Annotated in this window: 26 protein-coding genes, 3 pseudogenes and 2 riboswitches; of the genes and pseudogenes, 14 read left to right on the top strand and 15 right to left on the bottom strand. The window is 69.3% G+C overall.

The features are described from left to right. The first annotated feature begins 249 nt into the window (after positions 1-249). From ACGFNN_RS22485 to ACGFNN_RS22475, 3 genes are read left to right on the top strand one after another with little or no spacing between them, the layout of a single operon-like run. A complete protein-coding gene (locus tag ACGFNN_RS22485; protein ID WP_393558297.1) occupies positions 250-1,143 on the top strand; it encodes a TauD/TfdA dioxygenase family protein in 894 nt (297 codons plus the stop codon). A 36-nt stretch (positions 1,144-1,179) separates the two neighbouring features. After that, positions 1,180-2,478, top strand: coding sequence for an MFS transporter (locus ACGFNN_RS22480; RefSeq protein WP_393558295.1), 1,299 nt, complete (start codon positions 1,180-1,182; stop codon positions 2,476-2,478). 44 nt (positions 2,479-2,522) lie between these two features. Beyond that, positions 2,523-4,235 carry an aldehyde dehydrogenase family protein gene (locus tag ACGFNN_RS22475; protein WP_393558293.1) on the top strand — a complete coding sequence of 571 codons (1,713 nt, stop codon included), beginning with the start codon at positions 2,523-2,525 and terminating at the stop codon, positions 4,233-4,235. Positions 4,236-4,288: 53 nt separating this feature from the next. On the opposite strand, the gene ACGFNN_RS22470 is transcribed toward ACGFNN_RS22475, so the two are convergent. The 5 genes from ACGFNN_RS22470 to ACGFNN_RS22450 all read right to left on the bottom strand — a co-directional run bounded on the left by ACGFNN_RS22470 (position 4,289) and on the right by ACGFNN_RS22450 (position 7,631). Next, positions 4,289-4,636, bottom strand: coding sequence for a VOC family protein (locus ACGFNN_RS22470; RefSeq protein WP_393558291.1), 348 nt, complete (start codon positions 4,634-4,636; stop codon positions 4,289-4,291). 107 nt (positions 4,637-4,743) lie between these two features. Continuing rightward, positions 4,744-5,250 (bottom strand): DUF3291 domain-containing protein, encoded by a 507-nt coding sequence (locus ACGFNN_RS22465; RefSeq protein WP_393558289.1) that lies wholly within the window; start codon positions 5,248-5,250, stop codon positions 4,744-4,746. Positions 5,251-5,282: 32 nt separating this feature from the next. Then, positions 5,283-5,963 (bottom strand): helix-turn-helix transcriptional regulator, encoded by a 681-nt coding sequence (locus tag ACGFNN_RS22460; RefSeq protein WP_393558287.1) that lies wholly within the window; start codon positions 5,961-5,963, stop codon positions 5,283-5,285. Between the two features lie 72 nt (positions 5,964-6,035). Further along, positions 6,036-6,446 (bottom strand): cupin domain-containing protein, encoded by a 411-nt coding sequence (locus tag ACGFNN_RS22455; RefSeq protein WP_393558285.1) that lies wholly within the window; start codon positions 6,444-6,446, stop codon positions 6,036-6,038. Positions 6,447-6,614: 168 nt separating this feature from the next. Next, complete coding sequence (locus tag ACGFNN_RS22450; RefSeq protein WP_393558283.1) at positions 6,615-7,631, bottom strand: zinc-dependent alcohol dehydrogenase family protein; 1,017 nt, start codon at positions 7,629-7,631, stop codon at positions 6,615-6,617. 256 nt (positions 7,632-7,887) lie between these two features. On the opposite strand from ACGFNN_RS22450, the gene ACGFNN_RS22445 reads away from it, so the two are divergent. The 3 genes from ACGFNN_RS22445 (at position 7,888) to ACGFNN_RS22435 (ending at position 10,224) form a co-directional block, all read left to right on the top strand. Then, positions 7,888-8,784, top strand: a complete 897-nt coding sequence (locus tag ACGFNN_RS22445; protein ID WP_393558281.1) for a helix-turn-helix transcriptional regulator — start codon at positions 7,888-7,890, stop codon at positions 8,782-8,784. A gap of 283 nt (positions 8,785-9,067) precedes the next feature. After that, positions 9,068-9,394, top strand: coding sequence for a plasmid stabilization protein (locus tag ACGFNN_RS22440; RefSeq protein WP_393558279.1), 327 nt, complete (start codon positions 9,068-9,070; stop codon positions 9,392-9,394). Positions 9,395-9,636: 242 nt separating this feature from the next. Continuing rightward, positions 9,637-10,224, top strand: a complete 588-nt coding sequence (locus tag ACGFNN_RS22435; RefSeq protein ID WP_393558277.1) for a TetR family transcriptional regulator — start codon at positions 9,637-9,639, stop codon at positions 10,222-10,224. Positions 10,225-10,294: 70 nt separating this feature from the next. Here the strand turns inward: ACGFNN_RS22435 and ACGFNN_RS22430 are convergent, their stop codons facing one another. Further along, positions 10,295-10,978: a (2Fe-2S)-binding protein gene (locus ACGFNN_RS22430; RefSeq protein ID WP_393558275.1), complete on the bottom strand. Its 684-nt coding sequence runs from the start codon at positions 10,976-10,978 to the stop codon at positions 10,295-10,297. Between the two features lie 24 nt (positions 10,979-11,002). Beyond that, positions 11,003-11,374, bottom strand: coding sequence for a (2Fe-2S) ferredoxin domain-containing protein (locus tag ACGFNN_RS22425; protein ID WP_362665245.1), 372 nt, complete (start codon positions 11,372-11,374; stop codon positions 11,003-11,005). A 63-nt stretch (positions 11,375-11,437) separates the two neighbouring features. Beyond that, positions 11,438-11,563: riboswitch (cobalamin riboswitch) on the bottom strand. A gap of 82 nt (positions 11,564-11,645) precedes the next feature. Beyond that, positions 11,646-11,791: riboswitch (cobalamin riboswitch) on the top strand. A gap of 29 nt (positions 11,792-11,820) precedes the next feature. Here ACGFNN_RS22425 and ACGFNN_RS22420 point away from each other — a divergent pair. From ACGFNN_RS22420 to ACGFNN_RS22405, 4 genes and pseudogenes are all read left to right on the top strand, one after another. Continuing rightward, entirely contained in the window at positions 11,821-12,843 is a 1,023-nt protein-coding gene (locus ACGFNN_RS22420) for an ABC transporter substrate-binding protein (RefSeq protein ID WP_393558273.1), read from the top strand. A 116-nt stretch (positions 12,844-12,959) separates the two neighbouring features. Continuing rightward, a complete protein-coding gene (locus tag ACGFNN_RS22415; RefSeq protein WP_393558452.1) occupies positions 12,960-13,979 on the top strand; it encodes a FecCD family ABC transporter permease in 1,020 nt (339 codons plus the stop codon). A gap of 92 nt (positions 13,980-14,071) precedes the next feature. Next, a pseudogene (locus ACGFNN_RS22410) lies at positions 14,072-14,752 on the top strand (ABC transporter ATP-binding protein); the annotation flags it as partial. Positions 14,753-14,971: 219 nt separating this feature from the next. Beyond that, positions 14,972-15,631: a deoxynucleoside kinase gene (locus ACGFNN_RS22405; protein WP_393558271.1), complete on the top strand. Its 660-nt coding sequence runs from the start codon at positions 14,972-14,974 to the stop codon at positions 15,629-15,631. A gap of 338 nt (positions 15,632-15,969) precedes the next feature. Here ACGFNN_RS22405 and ACGFNN_RS22400 read toward each other — a convergent pair whose 3' ends face one another. The 3 genes from ACGFNN_RS22400 to ACGFNN_RS22390 are packed head-to-tail and all read right to left on the bottom strand — an operon-like array spanning position 15,970 to position 17,871. Beyond that, on the bottom strand, positions 15,970-16,386 hold the full coding sequence (locus tag ACGFNN_RS22400; RefSeq protein ID WP_393558269.1) for an arsenate reductase ArsC: 417 nt from the start codon (positions 16,384-16,386) through the stop codon (positions 15,970-15,972). Next, positions 16,379-17,488 (bottom strand): ACR3 family arsenite efflux transporter, encoded by a 1,110-nt coding sequence (gene arsB / locus ACGFNN_RS22395; protein ID WP_393558267.1) that lies wholly within the window; start codon positions 17,486-17,488, stop codon positions 16,379-16,381. The genes ACGFNN_RS22400 and arsB overlap by 8 nt, the downstream gene beginning before the upstream one ends. After that, positions 17,485-17,871, bottom strand: a complete 387-nt coding sequence (locus tag ACGFNN_RS22390; RefSeq protein WP_393558265.1) for an ArsR/SmtB family transcription factor — start codon at positions 17,869-17,871, stop codon at positions 17,485-17,487. Before ACGFNN_RS22390 ends, arsB begins: the two co-directional genes overlap by 4 nt. 96 nt (positions 17,872-17,967) lie before the next feature. On the opposite strand from ACGFNN_RS22390, the gene arsM reads away from it, so the two are divergent. After that, on the top strand, positions 17,968-18,786 hold the full coding sequence (arsM, locus tag ACGFNN_RS22385) for an arsenite methyltransferase (RefSeq protein ID WP_393558263.1): 819 nt from the start codon (positions 17,968-17,970) through the stop codon (positions 18,784-18,786). A 203-nt stretch (positions 18,787-18,989) separates the two neighbouring features. On the opposite strand, the gene ACGFNN_RS22380 is transcribed toward arsM, so the two are convergent. Then, positions 18,990-19,307 (bottom strand): hypothetical protein, encoded by a 318-nt coding sequence (locus ACGFNN_RS22380; protein WP_393558261.1) that lies wholly within the window; start codon positions 19,305-19,307, stop codon positions 18,990-18,992. A 230-nt stretch (positions 19,308-19,537) separates the two neighbouring features. On the opposite strand from ACGFNN_RS22380, the gene ACGFNN_RS22375 reads away from it, so the two are divergent. Next, the gene (locus tag ACGFNN_RS22375) at positions 19,538-20,026 is read left to right on the top strand and encodes a DinB family protein (RefSeq protein WP_393558259.1); all 489 of its coding nucleotides are present in this window, start codon (positions 19,538-19,540) and stop codon (positions 20,024-20,026) included. Positions 20,027-20,318: 292 nt separating this feature from the next. On the opposite strand, the gene ACGFNN_RS22370 is transcribed toward ACGFNN_RS22375, so the two are convergent. The 3 genes from ACGFNN_RS22370 to ACGFNN_RS22360 all read right to left on the bottom strand — a co-directional run bounded on the left by ACGFNN_RS22370 (position 20,319) and on the right by ACGFNN_RS22360 (position 22,033). Then, the gene (locus tag ACGFNN_RS22370) at positions 20,319-21,107 is read right to left on the bottom strand and encodes a class I SAM-dependent methyltransferase (protein ID WP_393558450.1); all 789 of its coding nucleotides are present in this window, start codon (positions 21,105-21,107) and stop codon (positions 20,319-20,321) included. A gap of 130 nt (positions 21,108-21,237) precedes the next feature. After that, positions 21,238-21,765 carry a GNAT family N-acetyltransferase gene (locus ACGFNN_RS22365; RefSeq protein ID WP_393558258.1) on the bottom strand — a complete coding sequence of 176 codons (528 nt, stop codon included), beginning with the start codon at positions 21,763-21,765 and terminating at the stop codon, positions 21,238-21,240. 103 nt (positions 21,766-21,868) lie between these two features. Next, entirely contained in the window at positions 21,869-22,033 is a 165-nt protein-coding gene (locus ACGFNN_RS22360; RefSeq protein WP_393558256.1) for a hypothetical protein, read from the bottom strand. 381 nt (positions 22,034-22,414) lie between these two features. Here ACGFNN_RS22360 and ACGFNN_RS22355 point away from each other — a divergent pair. Next, a pseudogene (locus tag ACGFNN_RS22355) lies at positions 22,415-22,513 on the top strand (HNH endonuclease); the annotation flags it as partial. A gap of 247 nt (positions 22,514-22,760) precedes the next feature. On the opposite strand, the pseudogene ACGFNN_RS22350 reads toward ACGFNN_RS22355, so the two are convergent. Next, a pseudogene (locus ACGFNN_RS22350) lies at positions 22,761-22,925 on the bottom strand (pirin family protein); the annotation flags it as partial. Positions 22,926-23,018: 93 nt separating this feature from the next. Between ACGFNN_RS22350 and ACGFNN_RS22345 the strand changes: the two are divergent. Continuing rightward, entirely contained in the window at positions 23,019-24,173 is a 1,155-nt protein-coding gene (locus tag ACGFNN_RS22345; protein WP_393558254.1) for a tyrosine-type recombinase/integrase, read from the top strand. Positions 24,174-24,197 lie beyond the last annotated feature (24 nt).

Raw genomic sequence — 24,197 nt, 5'->3', positions numbered from 1 at the left:
CGTCGGGCCACCCGCTCGAACCGCGGATGAACTCGTCGCGCACGCAGGGCCGTCGCCCGCGTGCGCCGCTTCGCCATGCCCTGCGAAGGCCCGGTCCGCGGCCCGGGAAATCCACCGGAATCAAGTCCTCCCAACCCCTTGACCCGCCTCACCGCAGATATCGATACTGCCGGTTACGTAATCGGATTCCGCCCTCGGGAGGTACCCATGCAGGCCGTCGCCTCGACCCCTGTGACAAACCCCAGGCCCGTGCTCGACAAGCCCCTCATGCACTACGGGAGCCGTGTCCTGGACAGGGTGGCGCCCGGTGCCGCCCCGTTCGAGTACCGGCTGCTCGACGTCGCTCCGCTCACCCCGCACTTCGGTGCGGTGCTCGGCGGAGTCGACCTGACCCGGCCCGTGAGCGAGGAACTGGCGGAGGAGCTGCGGCAGGCCCTGCTCGAGTGGAAGGTGATCTTCTTCCGCGGGCAGACCGGTTTCAACGCCGAGCACCAGCTCGCCCTGTCCGGCCTGTGGGGGCCTCCGGAGTCCAACCCCTTCTTCGCGCAGACCGGGACGCCGGGCATCTCCCGCCTCGCCAAGGACGCGAAGGCGGCGGGCAACAAGAACATCTGGCACAGCGATCACTCCTTCATGGCCAACCCGTCGCTCGGCGCGGTCCTGCGGGCCGTCGAGGTGCCCGCAGCCGGTGGCGACACCATGTGGGCGGACATGGCGGCCGCCTACGACAACCTGCCCGACGACCTCAAGGCACGGATCGAGGAACTCACCGCCGTACACGACTGGGAGGCGAGCTGGGGAGCCCTCATGAACGAGGAGCAGAAGACCTCGTTCCGTGAGAGCTGGCCGCAGGTCGAACACCCCGTCGTCGTACGCCACCCGCGCAGCGGCCGGAAGACCCTGTACGTGAACGAGCCGTTCACGCGGTACATCAAGGGCCTGTCCGAGGCGGAGAACCGTGAACTCCTGGACGTCCTGGTGCTCCAGGCGCGTATCCCCGAGTTCCAGATCCGCTTCCGCTGGGAGGCCGACTCCATCGCGATCTGGGACAACATCGCCACCCAGCACTACGCGGTCAACGACTACTTCCCGCAGCGCCGGGTGATGGAACGCATCGCCATCGCCGGTGTTCCGCTGTCCTGACCGTCCCTTCCTCTCCCACTCCCCCAGGAGCACGCCATGACCGCGGTACCCACAGTGCCCCAGCCGTCGACGGGGGCCGCCGAGGCCACCGGTGACGGCGGACGGCGCGCCTGGACGGTGACCGTCCTGCTCGTGGTCTTCATGATGGTCAACTTCGCGGACAAGTCGGTGCTCGGCCTCGCCGGCGACGAGATCCGTGCGGACCTCCATCTGAGCGCCACCCAGTTCGGGCTCGCCAACAGCGCGTTCTTCCTGCTCTTCTCCGTGGCCGCGGTCGTCGTCGGTCTGGCCGCCGACCGGATGTCGCCGAAGCTGCTCCTCCTGATCATGGCGGTCATGTGGTCCGTGGCCCAGGTACCGGCGGCCGTCGGCGGAGGCCTCGCCGTGCTGGTCGCGTCCCGCGTCTTCCTCGGCGCCGCCGAGGGGCCTGCCTTCCCTGTCGCCCAGCAGGCCACGCTGGCCTTCTTCCCGGACCACCGTCGCAATCTGCCCGGAGCCCTGATCACACTCGGCGTCACCCTCGGGGTGATCGTCTCGGCCCCCGGGCTGTCCTGGGTGATCCAGAACCACGGCTGGCGGGCGGCGCTGTGGGTGCTCGCCGCGGCGGGGGTCCTCTGGGCCGCCGCCTGGGCCGTGCTCGGCGCGGACGGACGCCACCGCACGGCGGCCACCGTGTCCGGGCGCGAGGAAGAGGAACGGCCGGCCGTGCCGTACAGGAGGATCTTCGCCAGCCGCACCTGGATCGGGACGACCCTCGCCTACTTCACCAGCTACTGGACCGTCGCCCTCATGCTGGTGTGGCTGCCGTCCTACCTGCGCAACGCCCTCGGCTACTCGGCCGGGTCGGCCGGTCTCGTCGTCGTCGCCCCCTGGGCGATCGGCGCGGTCGTACTCCTCGCGCAGGCCGGAGTCACCGGGCGGCTGATGCGGCGGGGCGTCGGCAGCCGCCGCGCCCGGGGCTGGGTCGGCGGCTGGATCCTGGCGATCGGCGCGGCCTGCTGTGCGGCGCTGCCGTTCGTCGACGGCACAGCCGCGAAGACCCTTCTGATCGCCCTCGGTTTCGGCTTCGGCGGTTCGTACGCCACGGTCGCCGCGACCACCGTCGCCGAACTGGCACCGCCGGCCCGGGGCGGTGGCGCCCTGGGGACCATGAACGCGGTCGTGACGGCGGCGGGACTGGCCGCCCCCGCGCTCGTCGGAGCCCTCGTCGACGCCCAGGGCAACGACGGCTACCAGAGCGCCGTCCTGCTGTCCGGCGGGCTGCTCGCCGTGGGCGCGGCGGCGTCCTTCCTCCTCGTCGATCCCGCCCGCGACATCGCACGACTCGCCGCCTGACGCCGCCTCACCCCCCCCTCACCCACCCCCACCGGAGTTCGCCCGTGACCGCCGCACCCCCGCTCGACACCGCTCTCCTCGACACCGCGCTCTCCGACCTGCGTGACCACGCGGGGTCGTGGACCGCGCTGCCGCTCGCCGAACGCATCGGCCTTCTGGAACGGATGCTCCCCCGCATCGGTGACGAGGCCCCCGCCATGGCCGCCGGCTCCGCGAGTGCCAAGGGCTACGAACCCTCGTCCGACTGGGCCGCCGAGGACTGGGTCACCGCTCCCTGGGCGCTGGCGCAGACCGTGAGCGCGTATCTGCACGTACTGCGCCGCCTGGCCGCCGGGAAGGACCCCGTGGCCTCCCGTGCCGTACGCACGCGGAACGGCCGTACGGTCGCCGACGTGTTCCCCGCCACGGTCTCCGACCGTCTGCTGCTCAGCGGATTCACCGCCGAGGTCCGGACGCTGCCGGGCACCACCCGCGACCAGGTCCTGTCCCGCGCCGCGGGCGAGTACCGCGGCCGGCCCGGCAGGACGGCCGTCGCGCTGGTGCTCGGCGCCGGGAACGTCCCGGCCATCACACCGCTCGACATCCTGCACAAGCTGTACGTCGAGGGCCAGGTCGTCCTCGCAAAGATGAACCCGGTCAACGCCCACCTGCGGCCGCACTTCGAGAAGGTCTTCACGGAGTTCGTGGATGCGGGCTGGGTGCGGTTCGTGGACGGCGGCGCAGCCGAGGGCGCGTACCTCACCACCCACGACGCCGTCGACTCCATCCACGTCACCGGCAGCGAGCGCACCCATGACGCCATCGTGTGGGGCACCGGCGAGGGCGGCGAGGAGCGCCGGCGGGCCGACACCCCCGTCAACGAGAAGCCGTTCACCAGCGAGCTGGGCGGAGTCAGCCCCTGCATCGTGACGCCCGGCCCGTGGAGCGCGGCCGACTTCCGCTTCCAGGCGGAGCACATCGTCACCAGCAAGCTGAACAACTCGGGTCACAACTGCGTCGCCACGCAGATCCTGCTCGTCCCGCGGCACTGGGACGGCACCGAGCGGCTGCTCACCGAGATCCGCCGGGTGCTGCGCGAACTGCCCCGGCGCGGCGACTACTACCCCGGTGCCGCGGACCGTCTGGGCGCGGTGACCGGCGCCCACCCGGAGGCGGAGACGTTCGGCGACGAGACCTGCCGCGTCCTCGTTCCGGACATCACCGCCGACGACGACACGATGCTCAGGGACGAGGTCTTCGCCAGCGCCCTCGGTGTGGTGCGGCTGCCGGGCGAGGACGCGCCCCAGTTCCTGCGCGCCGCGACGGAGTTCGCCAACGACAGGCTGCCCGGCACCCTCGGGGCCACGCTGCTGGTCCACCCCAGGACGGAGCGCGCCCACCGCGCCGCCGTGGACGAGGCGGTCGACGCACTGCGGTACGGCACACTCGGCGTCAACTGCTGGTCGGCGTTCGGGTTCCTGCTCGGATACACGCCCTGGGGGGCGTTCCCCGGCCACACCCGCCAGGACATCGGCAGCGGTGTCGGATTCGTCCACAACGCGTTCATGCTCGAGGACGTGGAGAAGACGGTTCTGCGGGCACCGTTCGCACCGGCTCCGCGAGGGCTCTTCACCGGCTCGCCCTCCCTGTCGCCCCGACCGCCCTACTACGTGACCAACCGCACCGGCCTCACGACGATGTCCCGCCTCACGGCCTACACCGCCGATCCGCGGATCTCCCGCCTGCCGGGCGTGTTCGCGTCCGCGCTGCGGGGCTGAGTCCTCGCGGGGCCCGGAGCGCACCGCGCCCGGACCCCGCGGCGGCGGGGTGGTCAGCGATGGCTCAGCACGTTGACCACCCTGCCGCCGGGATCACGGACGAAGAACCGCCGCACGCCCCACTCCTCGTCCTGGAGGGGGTGGACGATCTCCGCACCGCTGTCGCGCATGGCGACGTAGGCCGCGTCCACGTCGTCCACCTCGATGCTCAGATCAGGAGTGACCGGAGCGGTCCTGTCATCGGTCATGACGCTGACCTGCGCCGCGGGGCTGGACGGGGAGGCGAGCGTCATGATCCAGCCGTGGTTCATGACCTCCTCCAGTCCCAGCCGGCCGTAGAACTCCCTGCTCCGCGGCAGCTCCTGCGATCGGATGTTGGGCACGACTCGGCGGACGGACACGGGCTTCTCCTCGCGACGGCTGAGGTGTTCCGGGACGTCCACGAGTATTCCGGCACACTCCGGCACGCGCGTGATCTCGCGGGTACCGGGCGGACCGGGGCAGCCTGTCAGACCCCGTCGGCCACGACGTCCTGGGCCTGGGGCCGGGCCGCCTCGGCCGAGGTGTACGAGTACGCGAAGGTGAAGGCCCGCGGCGTCGGGCCGTTCGCCCGCAGCTCCGCGAGTCGCTCCAGCGCCTCGCCGACGGTCGGAATGTGTCCGGCCGGCACCCACCAGAGGACCAGGTGCGCCTCTACGTTCTTCTCGAAGAACTCACGACGCCGACGCAGCAGGTCCAGGTGCCCGCTCCGGTAGGTGAAGTCCCACAGGGCTTCCCGTGTCTCCCACACCGACATGTTGACGATTTCGTCCTGTCCGGCCGGGCGCAGGCCGGTGGCATCGCTCTCGCCTTCGCTCACCAGTCGCCACACGAATCCGGGCGTGCCGTCCGCCACGGTGTTCAGAGGGTCGAGCATCTCGACGAACGGCGCCATGCGCGGGTCGTCGAGCGGGTGACGGAGTGTCGACAGGTTGAACTGCGCCAGGTGCGCCGAGACGTGCCGGGAGACTGTCATGGCCCCATCCCAGCACGCCGCGGATTTCTATGTCAATGAGTTTGATTTTTAGAAGGCTCGATCGCCACGCAGCACTCCCCCACCCTGGCGTCCATCCGGGCACGCACCGCACTGTCGCCACCCAGCAGTCCCTCGATCAGCGCGAGATTCATGCCGCACACCAGGGGCGGAAACCGCTCGGCGACGGCGTGAAAGGGGCAGTTGCGCATCCGGACGACTCGTTCCGCCGCTTCCGTAGCACCCTCGGCCGCCTCCAGATGAGGCTCGTAACCACGGGCGGCCAGCAGTTCCATGACCGCTTCGAGATCTCCGCAAGGCTCCGAGGGGCCGCGCAGGGCTTCACCCCGGCGGCGCGCGGCCGCGCAGAGTTCCGCGTCCAGGCCGGCCCCCTCGGCCGCCTCCGCGAGGAGTTCGGCGGCCGTGCGGTAGTCGCGGGCGGGCAACGAGACGGTCCGCTCGCCGGCGGCCCGTGTATACACCTTGGCCGGGCGGCCCGCGCCAGGTCCTGAGCGGCCGGTCAGGCGACGGCTGCCGCTCTCCAGAAGTCCGGCGGCGGTCAGCTTGTCCAGGTGGTGCGCGGCGAGGGTCCGCGCCACCCCGGTCGCCTCGGCGGCCTCGTTCCGGCCGACTTCGCGCCCCTGGGCCGTCACGTACTCGTAGAGCCGTCGGCGCACAGGATCCTGCAGGGCCGCGATCGCTTCGATGTCGTCCACCGGGCCATTCTAGGAACAACGAACCTTGGCGATAGAGGTGTACCCCCGTGGCCCCGCCGCCCACCCGGTCCGTCAGCGGGTGGCGTCGAGTGCTGCGGCGTACTGCTCGTCGGTCACCGGCTCGAGCCAGGTGGTGCCGTCGCCCTGACCGTCGCCGACGACCATGGCGATGTGGGCCATGAGGGTCGTGTCGGTGCCTCCGTGCCAGTGTTCCTCCCCGGGCGGGCACTTCACGGTCTCGCCCGCGCTGACGCGTACGACGTCGCCGTCGCGCGTGCCGACGAGGCCGACACCGTCGGTGATGTGGAGGGTCTGCCCGTTGGCGTGGGAGTGCCAGTTGGTCCGTGCCCCCGGCGTGAAGCGCACCAGCGCGGCCGCCAGCCGGGCGGGTTCGGCGGGGGTCTCGATCATGTTCAGGTAGACGTCGCCGGTGAAGCGCTCGGCGGGCGCCTTGGCGGTGGGGGTCCGGGTGATGTGTTCCACGGTGCTGCTCCTTGCCTGGCTCGGGTGGGGGTGAGGGCCACCCTCGGCGCGGGTGCCGTCCGAGGTGTGACCGCGTGCGGTGCTTTGCGGGTCGCAGAGCGGCGGAGACTCCGCCTGCCGGAGGGCCGGGCGGCGCATGCCGTCCCGGCCCTCCGGCGAGCGGGCGGTTCAGGGCTTGAGGAGAGCCTTGATGGCGCGGCGTTCGTCCATCGCCTTGTAGCCCTCGGCGACCTGGTCCAGGGGCAGGGTGAGGTCGAAGACCTTGCCCGGCTCGATGCGGCCCGTCAGGACGAGGTCCATCAGTTCGGGAAGGTAGCGCCGCACGGGAGCGGGGCCTCCGCGCAGGCCGACGTGGGAGAAGAAGAGCTCCTGGCCGTCGATCGCGACCTCGTGGGGGACGCCGACGAAGCCGACGTTCCCGCCGGGACGGGCGGAGTGCAGAGCCTGCTGCATGGCCTGCGAGGTGCCGACGCACTCGAGCACGCTGTCCGCGCCGATGCCGCCGGTGAGGTCCTTGATCCGCGCGATGCCCTCGTCCCCGCGCTCGGAGACGATGTCGGTGGCACCGAACTCGAGCGCGAGCTTCTGCCGGGATTCGTGCCGGCTCATCGCGATGATGCGCTCAGCGCCCATCTCCTTGGCGGCGATCACCGCCGACAGGCCCACCGCGCCGTCTCCGACCACCACGGCGGTCGAGCCGGGCGCGACCTCGGCGGCGTCGGCGGCCCACCAGCCGGTACCCATCACGTCGGAGACGGCGAGGAGGCTGGGCCAGAGGTCCTCGTCCGGGACCTGCTCGGTCGCGACCAGGGTGCCCTGGGCGTTGGGGATGCGGACGTAGTCGGCCTGGCAGGTGCTCATGAACTCACGGTGCAGGCAGTTCGACTGGAATCCGTTGCGGCAGTTCGCACAGGTGTTGTCCGAGGTGGCGAACGAGCCGACCACGAACTGGCCGGGCTTGACCGAGGTGACCTCGCTGCCGACCTCCTCGACGAAGCCGACGTACTCGTGCCCCATCGGGTGCGGGTCGCCGATCGGCTCGAGACCACGCCAGGGCCACAGGTCGGACCCGCACACGCAGGAGACGGCCGTGCGGATGATCGCGTCGGTGGGTGTGAGGATCTTCGGGTCGTCCAGCGTCTCCAAGCGGACGTCGCCGGGGGCGTGGATCACTGCACCGCGCATGATGGTTCTTCCTTACGTACTGGAGGCCGGGCCGCTCGTGGCGGCCCGCGTGCTGCCGGGTCCGTGCGGGTGCGGGCGTGGAAGCCGTCCCCCTGCGTGGAGCCGGAGTGGCGTCCGGTCCTCCCTCACCGGCGAGGACACGGCTGGAACGCCACCTCATCCAGGTAACCGCCGTTCGGCATGTGCAGCCAGTCACCGTCGATGGGTGTACCGGCAGTACATCCCTCGGGCGCCCGGATGCACGTACGGTCGAAGGGTGGACAACCAGCAAGAGGTCCGCGAGTTCCTCACCTCGCGACGGGCAAGGATCACCCCCGAACAGGCAGGGCTGCCCTCGGGCACCCGGCGTCGCGTCCCCGGGCTGCGCCGCAGTGAGGTCGCCGCCCTGGCCGACATGAGCGTGGAGTACTACGCCAAGCTCGAACGCGGCAGTCTCGCGGGCGTCTCCCCAGCCGTCCTGGAAGCGGTGGCCCGGGCCCTCAGGCTCGACGACGCCGAGCGCGCCCATCTGCTGCATCTCGCGCAGGCCGCGGACGGCTCGGACTCCCTCAGCCGCCCCAGGCGCCGGCGCACGGCCCGGCAGTGGACCCCGCACCCGAGCCTCCAGTGGACGCTGGACGCGATCACTGCCGGACCCGCCTTCGTCCGCAACGGCCGCATGGACGTCCTGGCGGTGAACCCGCTGGCCCGCGCCTTCTACCACGATGTCTACGCCACCCCGCACAACCAGGAGAACCTCGCCCGCTTCACCTTCCTGGACCCGGCCGCGCGCCGCTTCTACCCCGACTGGGACCTCGCCGCCGACGTCACGGTGGCGATCCTGCGGACGGAGGCGGGCCGCAACCCTCACGACAAGGACCTCCACGACCTCGTCGGCGAGCTCTCCACCCGCGACGACGACTTCCGCACCCGCTGGGGCGCCCACAACGTCCGCAATCACGGAACCGGCACCAAGCGCTTCCGGCACAGCGCCGTCGGCGAGCTCACTCTCGCCTACGAAGGCCTGGAAATGGCCGCCGAGCCCGGCCTCACCCTCACCGTCTACGCCGCGGAACCGGGCTCACCGTCCGAGGAAGGCCTGCGCCTGCTCGCGTCCTGGGCCGCCACACAGGACGCTCGGACTCCCTCCTCGGCGGAACCGGCCACGGGCTGACGCGCCCGTCCGCTCACCGGAACGCGATTCATCACCCCGCCTTCCCACCGGGTACGCAGAGTGGCCGGGACGAACCCTGCGCCTCGGGCGAAGACATCAGTGCCGCGGTCTCACCGGGTCACCCGAGCGCGCGTCCCGGTGGGCATGCCGGGCCGGAGGGTGCCATGTTTCCGAACGTACCGGCCCGGCAACCCGGATGTACGGCGTACACCGCACCGGCGCGGCCGTCGAGCCGGGCCCGGACCGGGGCCCACGAGTCGAGGACGTACGAGGAGGGCACACCATGCCGGCAGGATCGAGCGCCAAGCGCGAGCGGCAGTACGAGCACGTGAAGGAGAGCGCGGAGAAACGCGGCACGTCCGAGAAGCGTGCCAAGGAGATCGCGGCCCGTACCGTCAACAAGGAGCGCGCACGGTCCGGTGAGTCGAGGACGGCGAGCAGGACATCCACGCGCGACCCGAAATCGGCCTCCCAGCGAGGCGGGGAACGCTCGCACAAGGGCGCTCAGGGGCGCACCAGGGACCAGCTGTACGAAGAGGCGAAGAAGAAGAACATCGAGGGCCGGTCCACGATGAACAAGGAGCAGCTCCTGAGGGCCGTCAGCCGTTGACCCGCGGTCACCGGCCAGTCTCACGCGGTGTGCTGTCACCCCGAACCGAAAGCGTGGCCCACACCTCACCGCACCGGCTTCGGAGCCCATGCACGGCGGCCGGCGGTTCCGGCTCCGCCCGGTCGATGAAGGGCCGAGGGGGGCCGACGCGCCGGTCCGTGTCGCCGTTGCTGCCGGTCCCGCCGTCTCCGGCCCCTCCGTGGCCGACGGCCTCCGAGGCACCCCGATACCCTCTCAAGGTGATGGAGCACGCCAGACCGGAGACACGAAAGCCCGCGAGCGGGGGCCGCAACGCGGCGGCCCGCAACCGCGCCGCGCTCATCGCGGCCGCCCGGGAGATCTACGCGGAGCACGGCCTCGACGCCCCGCTCTCCGCGATCGCGCGCCGGGCCGGGGTCGGTCAGGGCGTGCTGTACCGGCACTTCCCCGACCGCGAGGCGATCGCGACGGCGGTTCTGGAGGAGAACGTCCGCCAGGTCGAGCACGCCGCGGAAGCCGACGGTGCGGACCTGCCGAAGGTGCTCGGAGTCCTGACCTGGCACCTCATGGAATCCGCCGCGTTCCTCGGCGTCCTGCACGCCGACGGCAGGAGTGGATCCGCTCCCCAGCCCTACACCGTGGCGCTGTCCCTGAGGGTGGCTCGTGCACTGCACAGGCATCTGCCCGCGAACCATCCGCTCGCCGCGGAGGCCGACGACCTGATGATCGCCGTCGGCATGGTCTCCGGTGTCGTGACGGGGCCCACCCGCGAGCACCGCGGTCGCCGGGCCGAGGCGGCCTGGCGACTTCTCGGCGTCGAGGTGGGCCCGGTGCTCCCGTTCGAGGACTGAGCCGTACCGGACATGGCAGTACCCTCTCCGCACGGGAACACCCACCGAACCGACGCGGGTCCCTTCACGCTCAGGCGAGTACGCAGTCTCCGCACTTCGATCCCGCGGGTGCCCTGTAGTACAGGCAACAACTCCGGCGGCGGAACTCCAGGTCGGGACCGGTGATCGCGCCGGTGCCCTCCAGACGCCCCGTCTCCAGCAGGACGGCTGTGAGGTCGGTGAGTTGACGGCGTACGGCGGGCCGTGCCCTGAGGAGGGCGTGGGCCGCTCCGGCGAGCGCGGACGCCGAGTTGCCGTCCAGCAGCCGCGGAGCGACTTTCACCTCCAGCCCGTCCGCCAGTGCCAGCAGATGACGTGTCACCTGCGTGTAGAGGGCGCCGGGCGCAGCGTCCCCGAGCCGTTCGACGTACCAGCCGCCTGGCCGGGGCACGCGGAGTGACGGCCCGTCGTCGGATCGCTGCAGCCCCTCCAGGTCCAGGACGATTCCGTGCAGCACGAAGCACGCGAGGGCCGGGGACCAGAGACGCGCGGCGTGCCCGAGGTGGGCGATGGAGACGTCCACGCGTGGTTCGGTGGTGCGGTGGCGGCGGGCGACTGCCTCGGCGAGGTCGGCGAAACCGGCCTCGTAGGAATGTGCCGCCGCATGCCAGCCGTCGTCCCGTCCACCGGTGCGTAGGACGAAGAATCCACCGATGTCCGCTGCTTCACGAAGCGCGACGGTGACGTCGGCGGCCGAGGCACGCACATCGTCCACGGGTCGTGTCCTTCCGTCCACGGCTCAGGCGATTCCGCGCTGTCGCGGCGGTGTGACGGTGTAGAGGTCAAGTATCTCGGGCCTGGGTGCGACACCCGGCCCGCCGGCCCGCACCCAGGCGGCGATGTCCTCGGTGGCGCCCGGGTCGTTCACCAACCCCAGCCAGACGGGCCGGGCACCGGCGGCACGGCCCTCGGCGGAGGGCTGGACGACGATGACGTTGGCCTGCTCACAGATGTCCAGGCAGTCCGACACGCGTACCGGTACCTGGGCGCGCAGACGCGCGGTCTGTGCGTCGTGGTCGACGCCGGGCACCTTCGGGGTGCCGCAGCAGCAGTCACGGCAGACGACGACCCGGCAGGGGGCGCCGCTCGGCGGGATGGTGTTCGCGGGCATGCCGCATCGTTCCTCTCTCCCGGGGAGATCCGCCCCGGTGGTCCGTCGAGGAGGCGACCGCGTGAGTCTCCTGGCTCTCGGGTCGATGCTCGCGCCGCGCCTTCCCGCCCTCGCGGGCAGTGGTGTGTGTGCGGGACTCGCTCGCCGATCACAGTGGCGGGACCGCGCCGGATTTCCACCGGCTTCCTCGGACCGCCGTCGCCTTGTTCTCGGCCATCCTTCCATCCCGTGCGCCGGAACGTCAGCAGGGGCCGCTTTGACGGAAACCCAAGGGAACGTAATATCGCCAGGTCATTGCCGCGACGGGAGACAGGAAGCCGGTGCAAGTCCGGCACGGTCCCGCCACTGTGACCGGCGGTCGTCCCCATCGGACGCCCGCCGGAAGTCAGGAGACTGGCCTGTCGCGGGCCCGTACCGAGGAGCGCGGACTCCCCAGGAGGCTCTACATGTCGCTGTTCCCCCATGCCCGCCGGCGCCTGGCGGTGCGCGGCGCCGCCACTGCGGTCGCCGTGTCGCTGGCCCTGCTGACCGCCGGCTGCGGTTCGTCCGGCGAAACGGGCGCGAAGCCCGCGGCCACGGCGTCCTCACCGGAGGGGTTTCCGGTCACCGTCGAGAACTGCGGGGTGAGGACGACCTTCGACCGGCCGCCTTCCCGGGTGGTCACCATCCATCAGCACCCCGCCGAGCTGATGCTCGCGCTCGGGCTGAAGGACCGTATGGTGGGCACCGCCTTCCCCGATTCGGCCGCGCTGCCGGAGCTGCGGCAGGACTTCGAGGCGATACCGGAACTCGCCGAACGTGAACCCTCGTTCGAGAAGATCCTGGACGCCGAACCCGACCTCGTCTACGGCGGCTACGGCAGCGCCTTCGACGAGAAGGCAGGCCGCTCCCGCGAGGCGTTCGCGGACGCTGGTATCAATACCCACCTCAACCGCGAGTACTGCGGCAAGGACAAGGTGACCATGGCGGACACCTACGCCGAGGTCCGCACCATCGGCAAGATCTTCGGTGTCTCCGACCGCGCCGAGAAGCTGGTGGCCGACCTCGAGAACCGCGTCGGGAAGGCGGCTTCCGCCGTCTCGGACGAGGAGAAGGTGCCGGTCTTCGTCTACGACAGCGGCGACAAGAGCGCCTTCACGGCGGGCGGGAAGGGCCTGGGCACCGATCTGATCCGGCTGGCCGGCGGGGAGAACGTCTTCGGCGACCTGGACGAGGTCTTCGGGGACGTCTCATGGGAACAGGTTGTCGAGCGACGGCCCGAGGTCATCGCGATCTACGACTACGCCGGCTCCGGGAGCGTCGAGCAGAAGAAGAAGTTCCTCCTCTCCCGGGCGGCTCTCGCCGACGTGCCCGCGGTGAAGAACAAGCGGTTCGTCGTCCTGCCCCTGACGGCGACGCTGGTAGGAATCCGGTCGGCGTACGCGGTGGACGACCTGGCCCGGGGCCTGCACCCCGAGAGCTTCAGGTGATCGGCGCGTCCTCCGGCGCCTCCCCCGGCCCGGCGCCGCTGGAGGGCCGGAAGACGCCGGAGGGCCGGAGGACGGCGACACCCACCGGACACCGTCGTGCGCCCTTCGCCTCCGGGCTGGTCGTACTGACGCTCCTGCTCGTGGCATCCGTGACGGCGGGCCTGGCCATGGGCTCGGTCCATGTTCCGGCCGGCCAGGTCTGGGGCATAGTCACCCACGCCCTGGGCGCGGACTGGCCGGAGAGCGACTGGTCACGGGCACGGGAGACGATCGTGCTGGACGTCCGCGCCCCACGCGTGCTGCTCGGGGCGGTGACCGGCGCCGGCCTGGCCGTTGTCGGAACCGCTCTGCAGGCGCTGGTCCGCAATCCACTCGCCGAGCCCTACCTTCTCGGGGTCTCGTCCGGGGCGTCCCTCGGGGCGGTCTCGGTCATCGTGTTCGGCGTCAGCTTCCTGGGGCCTCTGTCGCTCTCCGGCGCCGCCTTCGCCGGAGCCCTGGGTGCGCTGGTCCTCGTCTACGCCACCGCCCGGACCGGAGGACGTATCACGTCCTCCCGGCTCGTCCTCTCCGGTGTGGCCATCGCGGCGGTCCTCACCGCCGTCCTCGATCTGCTCCTTCTCACCACCGACCGGGGCAATGAAGCACGGGCGGTGCTCGCCTGGACTCTCGGCGGCCTGGGGGGCGTCGACTGGGGCGCACTCTGGCTCCCGGCCATGGCGGTACTGCTCGGCATCGGCGCTCTCCTCGTCCAGTCGCGCAATCTCAACCTGCTGCTGGCCGGGGAGGAGGCCGCGAGCACCATGGGCCTGGATGTGGCCCGGTTCCGGGCCCGAATGTTCGTACTGCTCTCCCTGATCACGGGAGTACTGGTCGCGGCAGCCGGCCCGATCGGTTTCGTGGGTCTGATGCTGCCGCACATGGTCCGCCTGTTCGTGGGCGGCGACCACCGCCGGGTGCTCCCCACCGCCGCACTCGCCGGAGGCGTCTTCCTGGTCTGGGCCGACATCGCCGCCCGCACCGTCGCCGCGCCGCTGGAGATACCGGTCGGGGTGCTGACCGCCCTGTGCGGAGGACCGTTCTTCCTGTGGCTGATGCGCCGGGACGCCCGGCGTGGTACCGAGCGAGGAGTCGCATGAGCCCCCAGGCAGACCTGTCCCTGGAAGGCGTGACCCTCACCGCGGGAGCTCGCCATCTGGTGCGAGATGTCTCACTGACCGCTTCGGGCGGGCAGGTCATCGGACTCGTCGGCCCCAACGGCAGCGGCAAGTCCAGCCTGCTCAGGTCTGTTTACCGCGTGCTGCGCCCTGACACGGGAACGGTCCGTGTCGACGGCGACGACGCCTGGACCACCCCTGTACGCCGACTGGCCCGCACGGTGGCCGCGGTCGTACAGGAGCCGGTGGCCGACTTCGACCTGGCCGTACGCGAAGTCGTCGCCATGGGCCGCACACCCCACAAACGGCTGCTCGACGGCGCCACGGCGGAGGACACCGCCCTGGTCGAGGACGCCCTCACAGCGGTCGACGCCATCCACCTGGCCGACCGTCCCTTCGACCGGCTCTCCGGAGGGGAGCGCCAACGCGTCCTCATCGCCCGGGCACTCGCCCAGCAGCCCGGCCTCCTCGTCCTGGACGAACCCACCAACCACCTGGACATCCGCCACCAGTTGGAGGTGCTCGGGACACTGCGCCGCCTGCGGGCGACCGTCCTTCTCGCCCTGCACGACCTGAACCTCGCCGCGTACTACTGCGACCGGCTCCATGTGCTCCACGAGGGCCGGATCGTGGCCTGCGGCACTCCCGCCGAAGTCCTCACACCCCGGCTGCTCGCCGATGTGTACCGGGTCGAGGGAGAGGTCACCGTCCATCCGCGCACGGGGGCTCCGCAGGTAACGTTTCTGCCTGAGTGACATCCGGTCCCGTCCCGTCAGCGGGTACTCCCGACGACGGGACGGGACCGGAACACCTCGTCCTATAAGATGCAGGGCGGCCGTGGGCCCCTGGACCTGTTGCGTGAGTACTGCGGAACCGACCGGATCCGCTGGAATCACGCGACCACCGGTGTTCGTCTTCATGGGTGGGATGCGCGGCCGCCCTCCCATGAATCGAAGCTCCAGGAGAAGTGAGGTATGCCGGTGATCTGCGTCGGAGGCATGATCGGAATCGGCAAGACCAGTGTCGCCGAACTGCTCGCCAAGGAGCTCGGGAGCCAGGTCTTCTACGAGAGCGTGGAGGACAATCCGATCCTTCCGCTCTTCTACACGGCGAACGCCGAGGAGATCCAGGCGAAACGCTATCCCTTCCTCCTCCAGCTCTACTTCCTGCAGACGCGCTTCGCCGCGGTCAAGGACGCGTACAAGCAGGACGACAACGTTCTCGACCGGTCCATCTACGAGGACTGGTACTTCGCCAAGGTCAATCACGACCTGGGCAGGATCAGCTCACTCGAGATGCAGGTGTACGAGGGACTGCTGAACGAGATGATGCGTGAGATCGAGGGCCTGCCCTACCGCAAGGCGCCCGACCTCATGGTCTACCTCAAGGCGGACTTCGAGACGGTGCTGCACCGCATCGGCCTGCGCGGACGTGACTTCGAGCAGGACGAGGGGCTCGTGGAGTACTACCGGACGCTGTGGGCCGGGTACGACGACTGGGTGCACAAGCACTACTCGGCCAGCGAGGTTCTCGTCATCGACATGACCCGCACGGACGTGGTGCACAACCCCCTGGACGCGGCCCGTGTGGCGCAGGAGGTCAAGGACGCCCTGGCGGCGACGCGACGAGGCTGAGGTCTCGCACCGCGGAGCGCCGCGCACCAGGCACGGGGAGCCCGTGCCGTGATCCGGCCTCATGAGTGGGGTTCGCTTCCGCGGGCCGGACGCGCAGCGGGCCCTGCGCCCTCCAGCTACTGTTCCGCACCGGCCTCCGGAGCCCACACCCCCGCAGCGTCACCGACGAGGACGGACCCATCGGCAACGGCTGGGTCCGCCGGTACGCCGTCGACCCCGACTCTGCCCAGCGCCTTTGGGAACTGTCCGTCGCGGCAACCGGAGCCGGGCCGATCACCCGGTGACCCGAAGGTCGACCGGGGTCCGGCACAAGTCATCGAGCACGGTCGGCCGGACGGTCAGGTGTGTGCGGTGCTGATTCCGGCGATCAGCGCCTGGACTCGTCTCCGGATCTCGTCGCGGATGAGTCGGACGGCGTCGAGATCCTGCCCCGCAGGGTCATCCAGAGACCAGTCGAGGTACGTCCTGCCGGGGAAGACCGGGCAGGCGTCGCCGCAGCCCATGGTGATGACGTAGTCGGATGACTGCACGGCTTCGGCGGTCAGCACCTTGGGCGAGGCGGCGGCGATGTCGATGCCGACCTCGGCCATGGCCGCGACGGCGGTCGGGTTGACCTTGCCTGCCGGAAGAGAGCCGGCAGAGCGGACTTCCAGACGGTCGGCGGCGAAGTGAGCGAGGAAGCCGGCGGCCATCTGCGAGCGTCCCGCGTTGTGCACGCACACGAACAGGACCGAAGGCTTGGCCGCGTCAGACACGGGCGGAGCCTTCCGGGGCGGTGGCCGACGAGACCGCCGGCGTGGCTGAGTCGGGGAAGTAGCGGCGGGCCGCGAGGGCCACGTGAACGAGGCCGATGAGGACAGGCACCTCGATGAGCGGGCCGACGACTCCGGCCAGGGCCTGGCCGCTGGTGGCGCCGAAGGTGGCGATGGCGACGGCGATGGCCAATTCGAAGTTGTTGCCGGCGGCGGTGAACGCCAGAGTCGCCGCCTTCGGATAGCCGAGTCCGACAGCTCTGCCCAGGGCCATGGATCCGGCCCACATCAGCGCGAAGTACGCCAGCAGCGGCAGCGCGATCCGCGCGACGTCGAGGGGCTGTGAGGTGATGGCGTCGCCCTGCAGAGCGAAGAGCACGACGATGGTGAAGAGCAGCCCGTACAGGGCGAACGGCCCGATGCGCGGTATCAGCTTCGTCTCGTACCAGGAGCGGCCCTTGGTCTTCTCGCCCAGGCGGCGGGTCAGGAACCCGGCCAGCAACGGGATCCCCAGGAAGATCAGAACACTGCGGGCGATCTCCCACACCGAAACGTCCAGGGCGGTCTGCTCCAGGCCGAGCCGCCCCGGCAGTACGGAGAGGTAGAACCAGCCCAGCAAGCTGAACGCCACCACTTGGAAGGCTGAGTTGAGCGCGACGAGGACGGCCCCGGCCTCGCGGTCGCCGCAGGCGAGGTCGTTCCAGATGATGACCATGGCGATGCAGCGGGCCAGGCCGACGATGATCAGCCCGGTGCGGTACTCGGGCAGGTCCGGCAGGAAGATCCAGGCGAGCGCGAACATCAGCGCAGGCCCGATCAGCCAGTTCAGTACCAGCGACGGGACGAGGAGGCGGCGGTCGCGGATGACGGTGTCGAGCCGGTCGTAGCGGACCTTGGCCAGCACCGGGTACATCATCACCAGCAGACCGAGGGCGATCGGCACGGAGACCCCGGTGACGGTGACCTTCGCCAGCACGTCGCCGAGGCCGGGAACGAGGCGGCCCAGACCGAGGCCGGCGGCCACCGCGATCAGGATCCACACGGCGAGGTAGCGGTCCACGAAGGACAGCCGGCCCGCGAGCGGCCCTGCGCCGCCGCTGCTCACCTGGACGCCTCCGCATCGGCGGGCCGTCCGGGGCGGGTGAGGACCCCGGCGAGCTTGTCGGTCATCTCCGGCAGCAGCCAGTAGTAGACCCAGGTACCGCGCCGCTCGCAGTCGATCAGACCTGCCTGACGCAGCAGCTTCAGGTGGTGGGAGATCGTCGGCTGGGACAGGTCGAACGCCGGCGTCAGGTCGCAGACGCAGATCTCCCCGCCCTCACGCGAGGCGATCATCGACAGCAGCCGCAGCCGGACCGGGTCGCCGAGCGCCTTGAACACCTTGGCCAGTTCGACGGCCTGCCCCTCGCCCAGCGGCGTGGTCAGCAGCGCCGGGCAGCACCCTTCGACACTGTCCTGGCCGAGCACCACCTGCTCTTGTTTCGACATGCCTCTATGTTGACGAACTTCGATCCAATACGCAAACTTACATAGAGAGACATCTAAACAGCCCGTTCCAGACCTTGCCCGTCCAGGAGGCACTCCATGAGTGATCAGCCCACCGACCTGCGCGAGACCGTCCGCCGGCGCTATGCCGCTGCCGCCGTCCAGGTCACCGAGGGCGGCACCGCCTGTTGCGGCCCGCAGGCCATCGAGATCGACGACAACTTCGGATCCACGCTCTACGCGGCCGACGATCGCGACGCCCTGCCTGCCGAGGCCGTCGCCGCCTCCCTCGGCTGCGGCAACCCCACCGCGGTGGCCGACCTGCACGAGGGCGAGCGCGTCCTGGACCTCGGCTCCGGCGGCGGTATGGATGTCCTGCTGTCCGCCCGCCGTGTCGGCGTGACCGGCAAGGCGTACGGGCTGGACATGACCGAGGAGATGCTCGCCCTCGCCCTGGCCAACCAGAAGAAGGCCGGCGCCACCAACGTCGAGTTCCTCAAGGGAACCATCGAAGCGATCCCCCTCCCGGCGAACACCATCGACGTCGTCATCTCCAACTGCGTCATCAACCTGTCCACGGACAAGCCGGCCGTGTTCGCCGAGATGTTCCGGGTCCTGGCGCCCGGCGGCCGGATCGGCATCTCCGATGTCGTCGCCGACGACGTACTCACCCCGGCCCAGCGTGCTGAACGCGGCGACTACGTCGGCTGCATCGCCGGAGCCCTGTCCTTCGCCGAATACCGCGAGGGCCTGACGGCGGCCGGGTTCACCGACATCGAAGTCAACCCGACCCATCCCGTCGCCGACGGTATGCACTCCGCCGTCGTCCGAGCGGCCAAGCCTGCCACCGCGCCCGTCGGCGTCAACTCCGGTGCGGCGCTGCCGCAGGCGCGGGACAAGTCCGGCTGCTGCCGCTGAGCGGGGTCGGAGCCGGGAGGCCGTCCCCGGGGACGGCCTCCCGGCCAGGCCGACCACGAAGAGGCTGCCCGCGGTGCCGTCCGCGCCCGCCGACAATCGCCGCTACGAACGAGAGGCCGACCACTTCCTCGCCTCCACCGGCATCGCCTGCACCCTCGTCCCCTAGCGCAGACTCACTTCCTGATTCGCAGGCGTGCCATCCATCACGATCCCTCGACAGGCAGCTCCGCGATGAACTCCGGAAGACCGGATGCCCGGGGAGGCGTCTGCCCTCGCATGAATCGCTGATAGTGGCGAGCGACAAGACGACGGAGGTCCGCCTCGGCCGGTGCGTCACCACGGAGTTCAAGGACGACCCGGTGCGGCTCACCCGTCATCCGCAACGGTCTGGCGAGAGCGTCGAAACCACAGGCGTACTCGTCGGGCATCTCCCACCACGCCTCGGCGGACGCTCGGTCCTGGAGGACATACATGTAGTAATCGTCATCGAAGAGGACCAGCGGGCCCACCGGTGTAGTCACTGGTGGAGTATGTCCCAACTGCGTACCGCAGCAAGCCTGAGGATCGCCTTCGTGCACCAACTGGGACGGCCTCCGAGCGGTGGGTCTCGGTTGGCCGTGCTCAGCGGCGAACATGGGATCGCTGGGCGCGGTCCCGCAGGTCGAACTCCGGCCGTCACGCGAGGGATCCACGATGGGCGCCGTGGGCGGACCGCCGCCTCTTTGTCAGTGGCCACTGGCACCATGCACGCATGACCCCTGATGGCATGGAGAAGAAGACCCTGTCGGCGTTCCTCGCGGCGCAGCGAGCCAGCGTGTTGGCCATTGTTGACGGGCTCGACACGCAGGCACTGACTTCGTCGGTCCTGCCCTCCGGTTGGACGCCGCTCGGGCTCGTAGAACATCTGGGGCACGCTGAGAGGCACTGGTTCCAGGAGGTCGTCACCGGAGCGGCCGAGCCGTTGACGTGGCCCGATGCCCACGCCCCGCTGACGACGCCGCGAGCGCCGGAGGTGGTTTTCGCCTTCTACGACGACCAGTGCCGGCGTTCCGATGACGTGATCGCCCGCACACCGCTTTCGACACCCCCGCGAGGTCATCACCCCGATCCCATGGGGGACGAACTCATAGACCTGCGCGGGATCATCCTGCATGTGATTGAAGAGACTGCGCGTCACGCTGGTCATCTGGACATCGTCCGCGAACTCCTGGACGGACGGACAGGACTTGGGCCCCGCTGAGCACCGCTCCGCAGCCACCAGCGGTGCCCGGCCGATACACGTTCCTGGTCCTCTCCGCGCGAGCGGAGGGCAGCCGACCGTCAAGGAGACCCGCGTCCAGCACGGTCCGGTGGGAATTCGCCTCCGGCCGCCCAGTCCCCGCAACCAGCCCGGCACCAGCCGTAGGGGGTCGCCCACGGCCCACTCAGACCTTGAGGATCACCGGCCGCCCGCTCAGTACTCCAGGGTGGTTTCGTGATCTATCCACCGGCCGTCGTCGCACTGCCCCATCGCGAGACTGCACACCGGAGCACTAATCCGCTTGCAGTACGAAGAACAGGAAGCACAGGAAGCGCCGACTCGGCCCGATGGCCTCGGGGAACAGCTCGCGGGCGGCGGGATCAGGCTCCGGCTCGCTGATGACCGCAATCCGGAAACCGGCCCCGGTGAAAGCCTCGATCATCGCGTGCAGCGGCCTGTTCCAGCGACTCACCAGGGTGGTCTGGCCGCCAATGCTCCACTCCACGGTCCAGTTGGTGGTGTCGAAATAGTCGTACTCGGCCTCACGACCGGCCTCGCGGTGAATGAGGCTGACGGCGAAAGGATGGTCGACAGACACGATCAGCCGGCCGCCGGGCCTGAGCACGCGGCGCAGCTCGGCCAGCGCCGGCTCCCAGTCCTCCAGGTAGTGCAGCACCAGGGACGCCACCACATCGTCGAACGTGTCATCAGGGTAGGAAAGCGGGCTGCCCAGGTCCGCCACCTGTAGATCCGCAGCATCGCCGAGCCGCTGCCGGGCCAGCCCCAGCATCCCGGCACTCGAGTCGAAGCCACTCACCGTGGCACCACGGTCGCGCAGCGCGGCAAACAGGAGCCCCGAGCCACAGCCGGCGTCGAGGATCCGCCGGCCGGCCACGTCTCCAGCGAGGGCCAGCATCGCGGGACGCTCGTAGTAGGCATTGACCAGGTTGGTTTCATTCGCGGCCGTGTACGCCTCGGCGAAGCTGTTGTAGTCGTTGACCTTCGACGGATCCACACTCACCGAGGACGGCGGGACCAGCCTGGTGGAAATCGCATGCTCTTGGTGCTCGCTCGAGATCATGGTGCGGGAGACGTGTGCTGCAACAGCATGGTTCCTGGCCCGACCACCAATATGCCTGCCCACAAAGGCGATCACTGAGGTTTCTCAACGAGGATCGTGCCCCGTCCCACTGACCTGGTCGCATGTCTGCTCAGCTGAGGTTGCCGCTCGATGTGGCGTCGCGGACCATGCGGATGTTCGGCAGTTTCCCTCGCCAGAGCTCTCGCTCGCCTGTGGCCTTGAATCCGTAGCGTTGGTAGAAGCGGATCGCGCGCTCGTTGTAGTCGGTGACCCACAGGCGTATGGGTGCACCACCGGCCCAGATGAGGAACTCATCCATCAATCGTCCTCCGGTGCCTCGGCCCTGGGCTTCGTCCAGCAGATACATCGGCCCGAGGGTGACCACCTCGTCCCGGCGGCCGCACAGGAACCCGACGATGTCCCTGCCGGAACGGACGACACGGCAGAACAGCAGGTCCTGCTGCCTCCCCGCCGCCTGGATGAACTCCCGCCACTGGGCGATTCCCTCAGTGGTGGCAGAGGAGCCACGTTGCTCACGGATCCAGATCTCGTCGATCTCCGCGTCCGCGCAGGGATACGTCTGCAGCCAGACCCTCAACTGCAGCGGGCCCATAGAAGCGGCATCGTCGGCACGAGGGGATTCGATCACGTGATTCATGGTGACCATCCTCGACGAAGCACGCCGAGTGCCTCGCGCGATTTCTTGCAATCTCGTCGCGACAGGTCAGAGCGTCGGACCAGATCTTCTGAGACGGCGCAGGTCACTTCCAGACCCCGTTGCAGACGAGGGCGGCGCGAGCGATATCGCCGATCCGACCGGGGCTGAGCGTGACGTACTGCAGGGTGCGCCATCTCTGCTTGAGTTCGGCAGCCGTGCGCTCACCGAGGGCTCGCACGTGCCGCACCAGCGCATCGAACATGCGCATGTCGACGTGAAGCCAAGGTCGGCAGGCCGTCGGCCGCCGCCCGCATGCCCGTCCCACGAAGTCTCAAGGGCCAACTTCAGCCGCCGTGCCACCGACTCCAGGTCCACCGAGAGCAGTACCAGCGAGCTCAACGGCCAGGTGGCGCTCTGGAACATGGACGCCTGCCGAGCCGGATTGCGCCCACATGGGTGGAGCTCAGTCGCCGGTTCCCAGTCCCCCTCCGCATCTGGTTTTTCGATCATCTCGGTCACGACGCATGGTCAACCAGTAGACGATCTCGATCCGGCCGGCGGTCAGTTGTTCACGAGACTCCGGTCAGAACCACATCCGAAGAGCTCCATCAAGGCGAACATCGGGCTACTGGAATGACGCCCCCTGCCAACTGGCTCCTACGACTGGACCGCCGAGCGACGCCAGGCCTACGCCAACGACCTCGGCGCCGCACGGTCCCTGGCAGCCGTCACCGCGAAGAGCAACCGGCCGTGAGCCCGGACGCACATCGAGCCCACGAGACCAAGAACTGACGAACCATCGGGAAAGTCAGCATTGGGTCAGCATTGGTCCGGCTGGACCTGGTCACACCCCTGGCGACACCCGCACTCGACTGCTGGACGCCAGCACCCCTCACAGCAAACGTGCAAACGCGAATAGACCCCAACGTTCAGGTCCGGGTCATCCGGGTCACACGCACACCGCCCCCGCCCGCCGCGAGCCCAAGATCCCCTGCTCAGCGCGTACGACCTCGCGGTTTCAAGGATCCGGGCGGCAGTCCAGGTGCGGACAGGCGCCCCCCGTCATACCCGTTCACGTCTCCGAACCGGACCCCCTTCATCCAGTCTTCGCGTGCACGACTGATGTCCTCCTGGGACCGCCCGATGAAGTTCCACCACATATCACGGAAATGCCGTTTCCCCCCAGGTCAGGAGGCTCGGGGACCATCCCTGGTCAGCAAAAGGTCAGCATTGGAAACAAGGAGTCTTCGGAGATGGCGGCACGCACACTCGCACATGGCATGGGAGCATTCTTCAAGGAGTGCGAGCACCCACAGAATCGCTGGTCAAAGTGCCTCCACCCATACACGATTCGCTATCGCAGCGCCTCTGGTAAACAGACAGAGGAAACAGGATTCAGCACCCAGGATCTGGCCATCTCTCGCTTGACGGAGATCTACAAGGAGAAGAGGGGACGTCCTTCGTCCCAGGCAAGGGCTGAACGGATACAGAAATACGGATCGATGCGCTTCCAGGAGTACGCGACCGAGTGGATCGCTGGGCAGCGACACCTGGCACCTGCGTCCCTGCGCCACCTCGAGTCACTGATGGAGCACCACATCCTCCCGGCACTCGGCAGCCGGCGCATGAACAGCTTCGATCACAAGGTGGTCGACGGCTTCATCCGGACCATGGAGCAGGCAGGCGCGGGCATGGCTACACAAGCCAACGCCTTCGACAAACTGCGGGCAATTCTCCTGGATGCGCATCAGCTCGGCCTCTACGCGGAGAGCCCTCTCACCGGCGTGAAGCCTCCTCAGTACGATCCGTCCCGCGCGGTCATCCCTACCCTGCGCCAGCTCCACTCCCTGCGCGAAGCGGGGGACGACGCATTCAAGCTGATCGTCGACCTGATGAGCGGCTGCGGGCTGCGGAATGGCGAAGCCGCAGCGGTGAACCTCAACAACATCGTCGCGGACGACGTCTACCGCATCAAGGAGCAGGTCATCATGTCAACAGGGAGGTACGGCCCCTTGAAGCACCGGAAGGCCTGGCAGTACCGTGACGTCCCGCTGCCTTCCAGCGTCAGGGACACGATCGAGGGGTACGCGGAGAAGCATGGCTCGATCGACGGCTATCTGCTCCGCCGAACGACAGACCCGACCCAGCCGTACCCTCACTGGGAAATGGCAAATCAGTGGCGCCGGCTGAAGGCCTCGGGAACGGCAGACATCCCGGACGGGATGGTGCTGTACGGGCTACGCCACTTCTTCGCTTCGAACTGTCTGAGCCATGGGGTCCCGATTACAGACGTCGCCGATTGGATGGGGCATCGGAACCTCGACGTCACCTTCAAGATCTACCGCCACCTCATGCCGGGATCCATCGGCCAAGCGGCCAAGGTACTGGACATGGCGCTAGTCGCATGACGCTCGGTCAGGGGGGTGAGATAT

Source organism: Streptomyces sp. NPDC048590 (assembly GCF_043199535.1).
In the GTDB taxonomy this organism is placed as follows: domain Bacteria; phylum Actinomycetota; class Actinomycetes; order Streptomycetales; family Streptomycetaceae; genus Streptomyces.
This window is presented reverse-complemented; position numbering and strand designations above follow the sequence as displayed.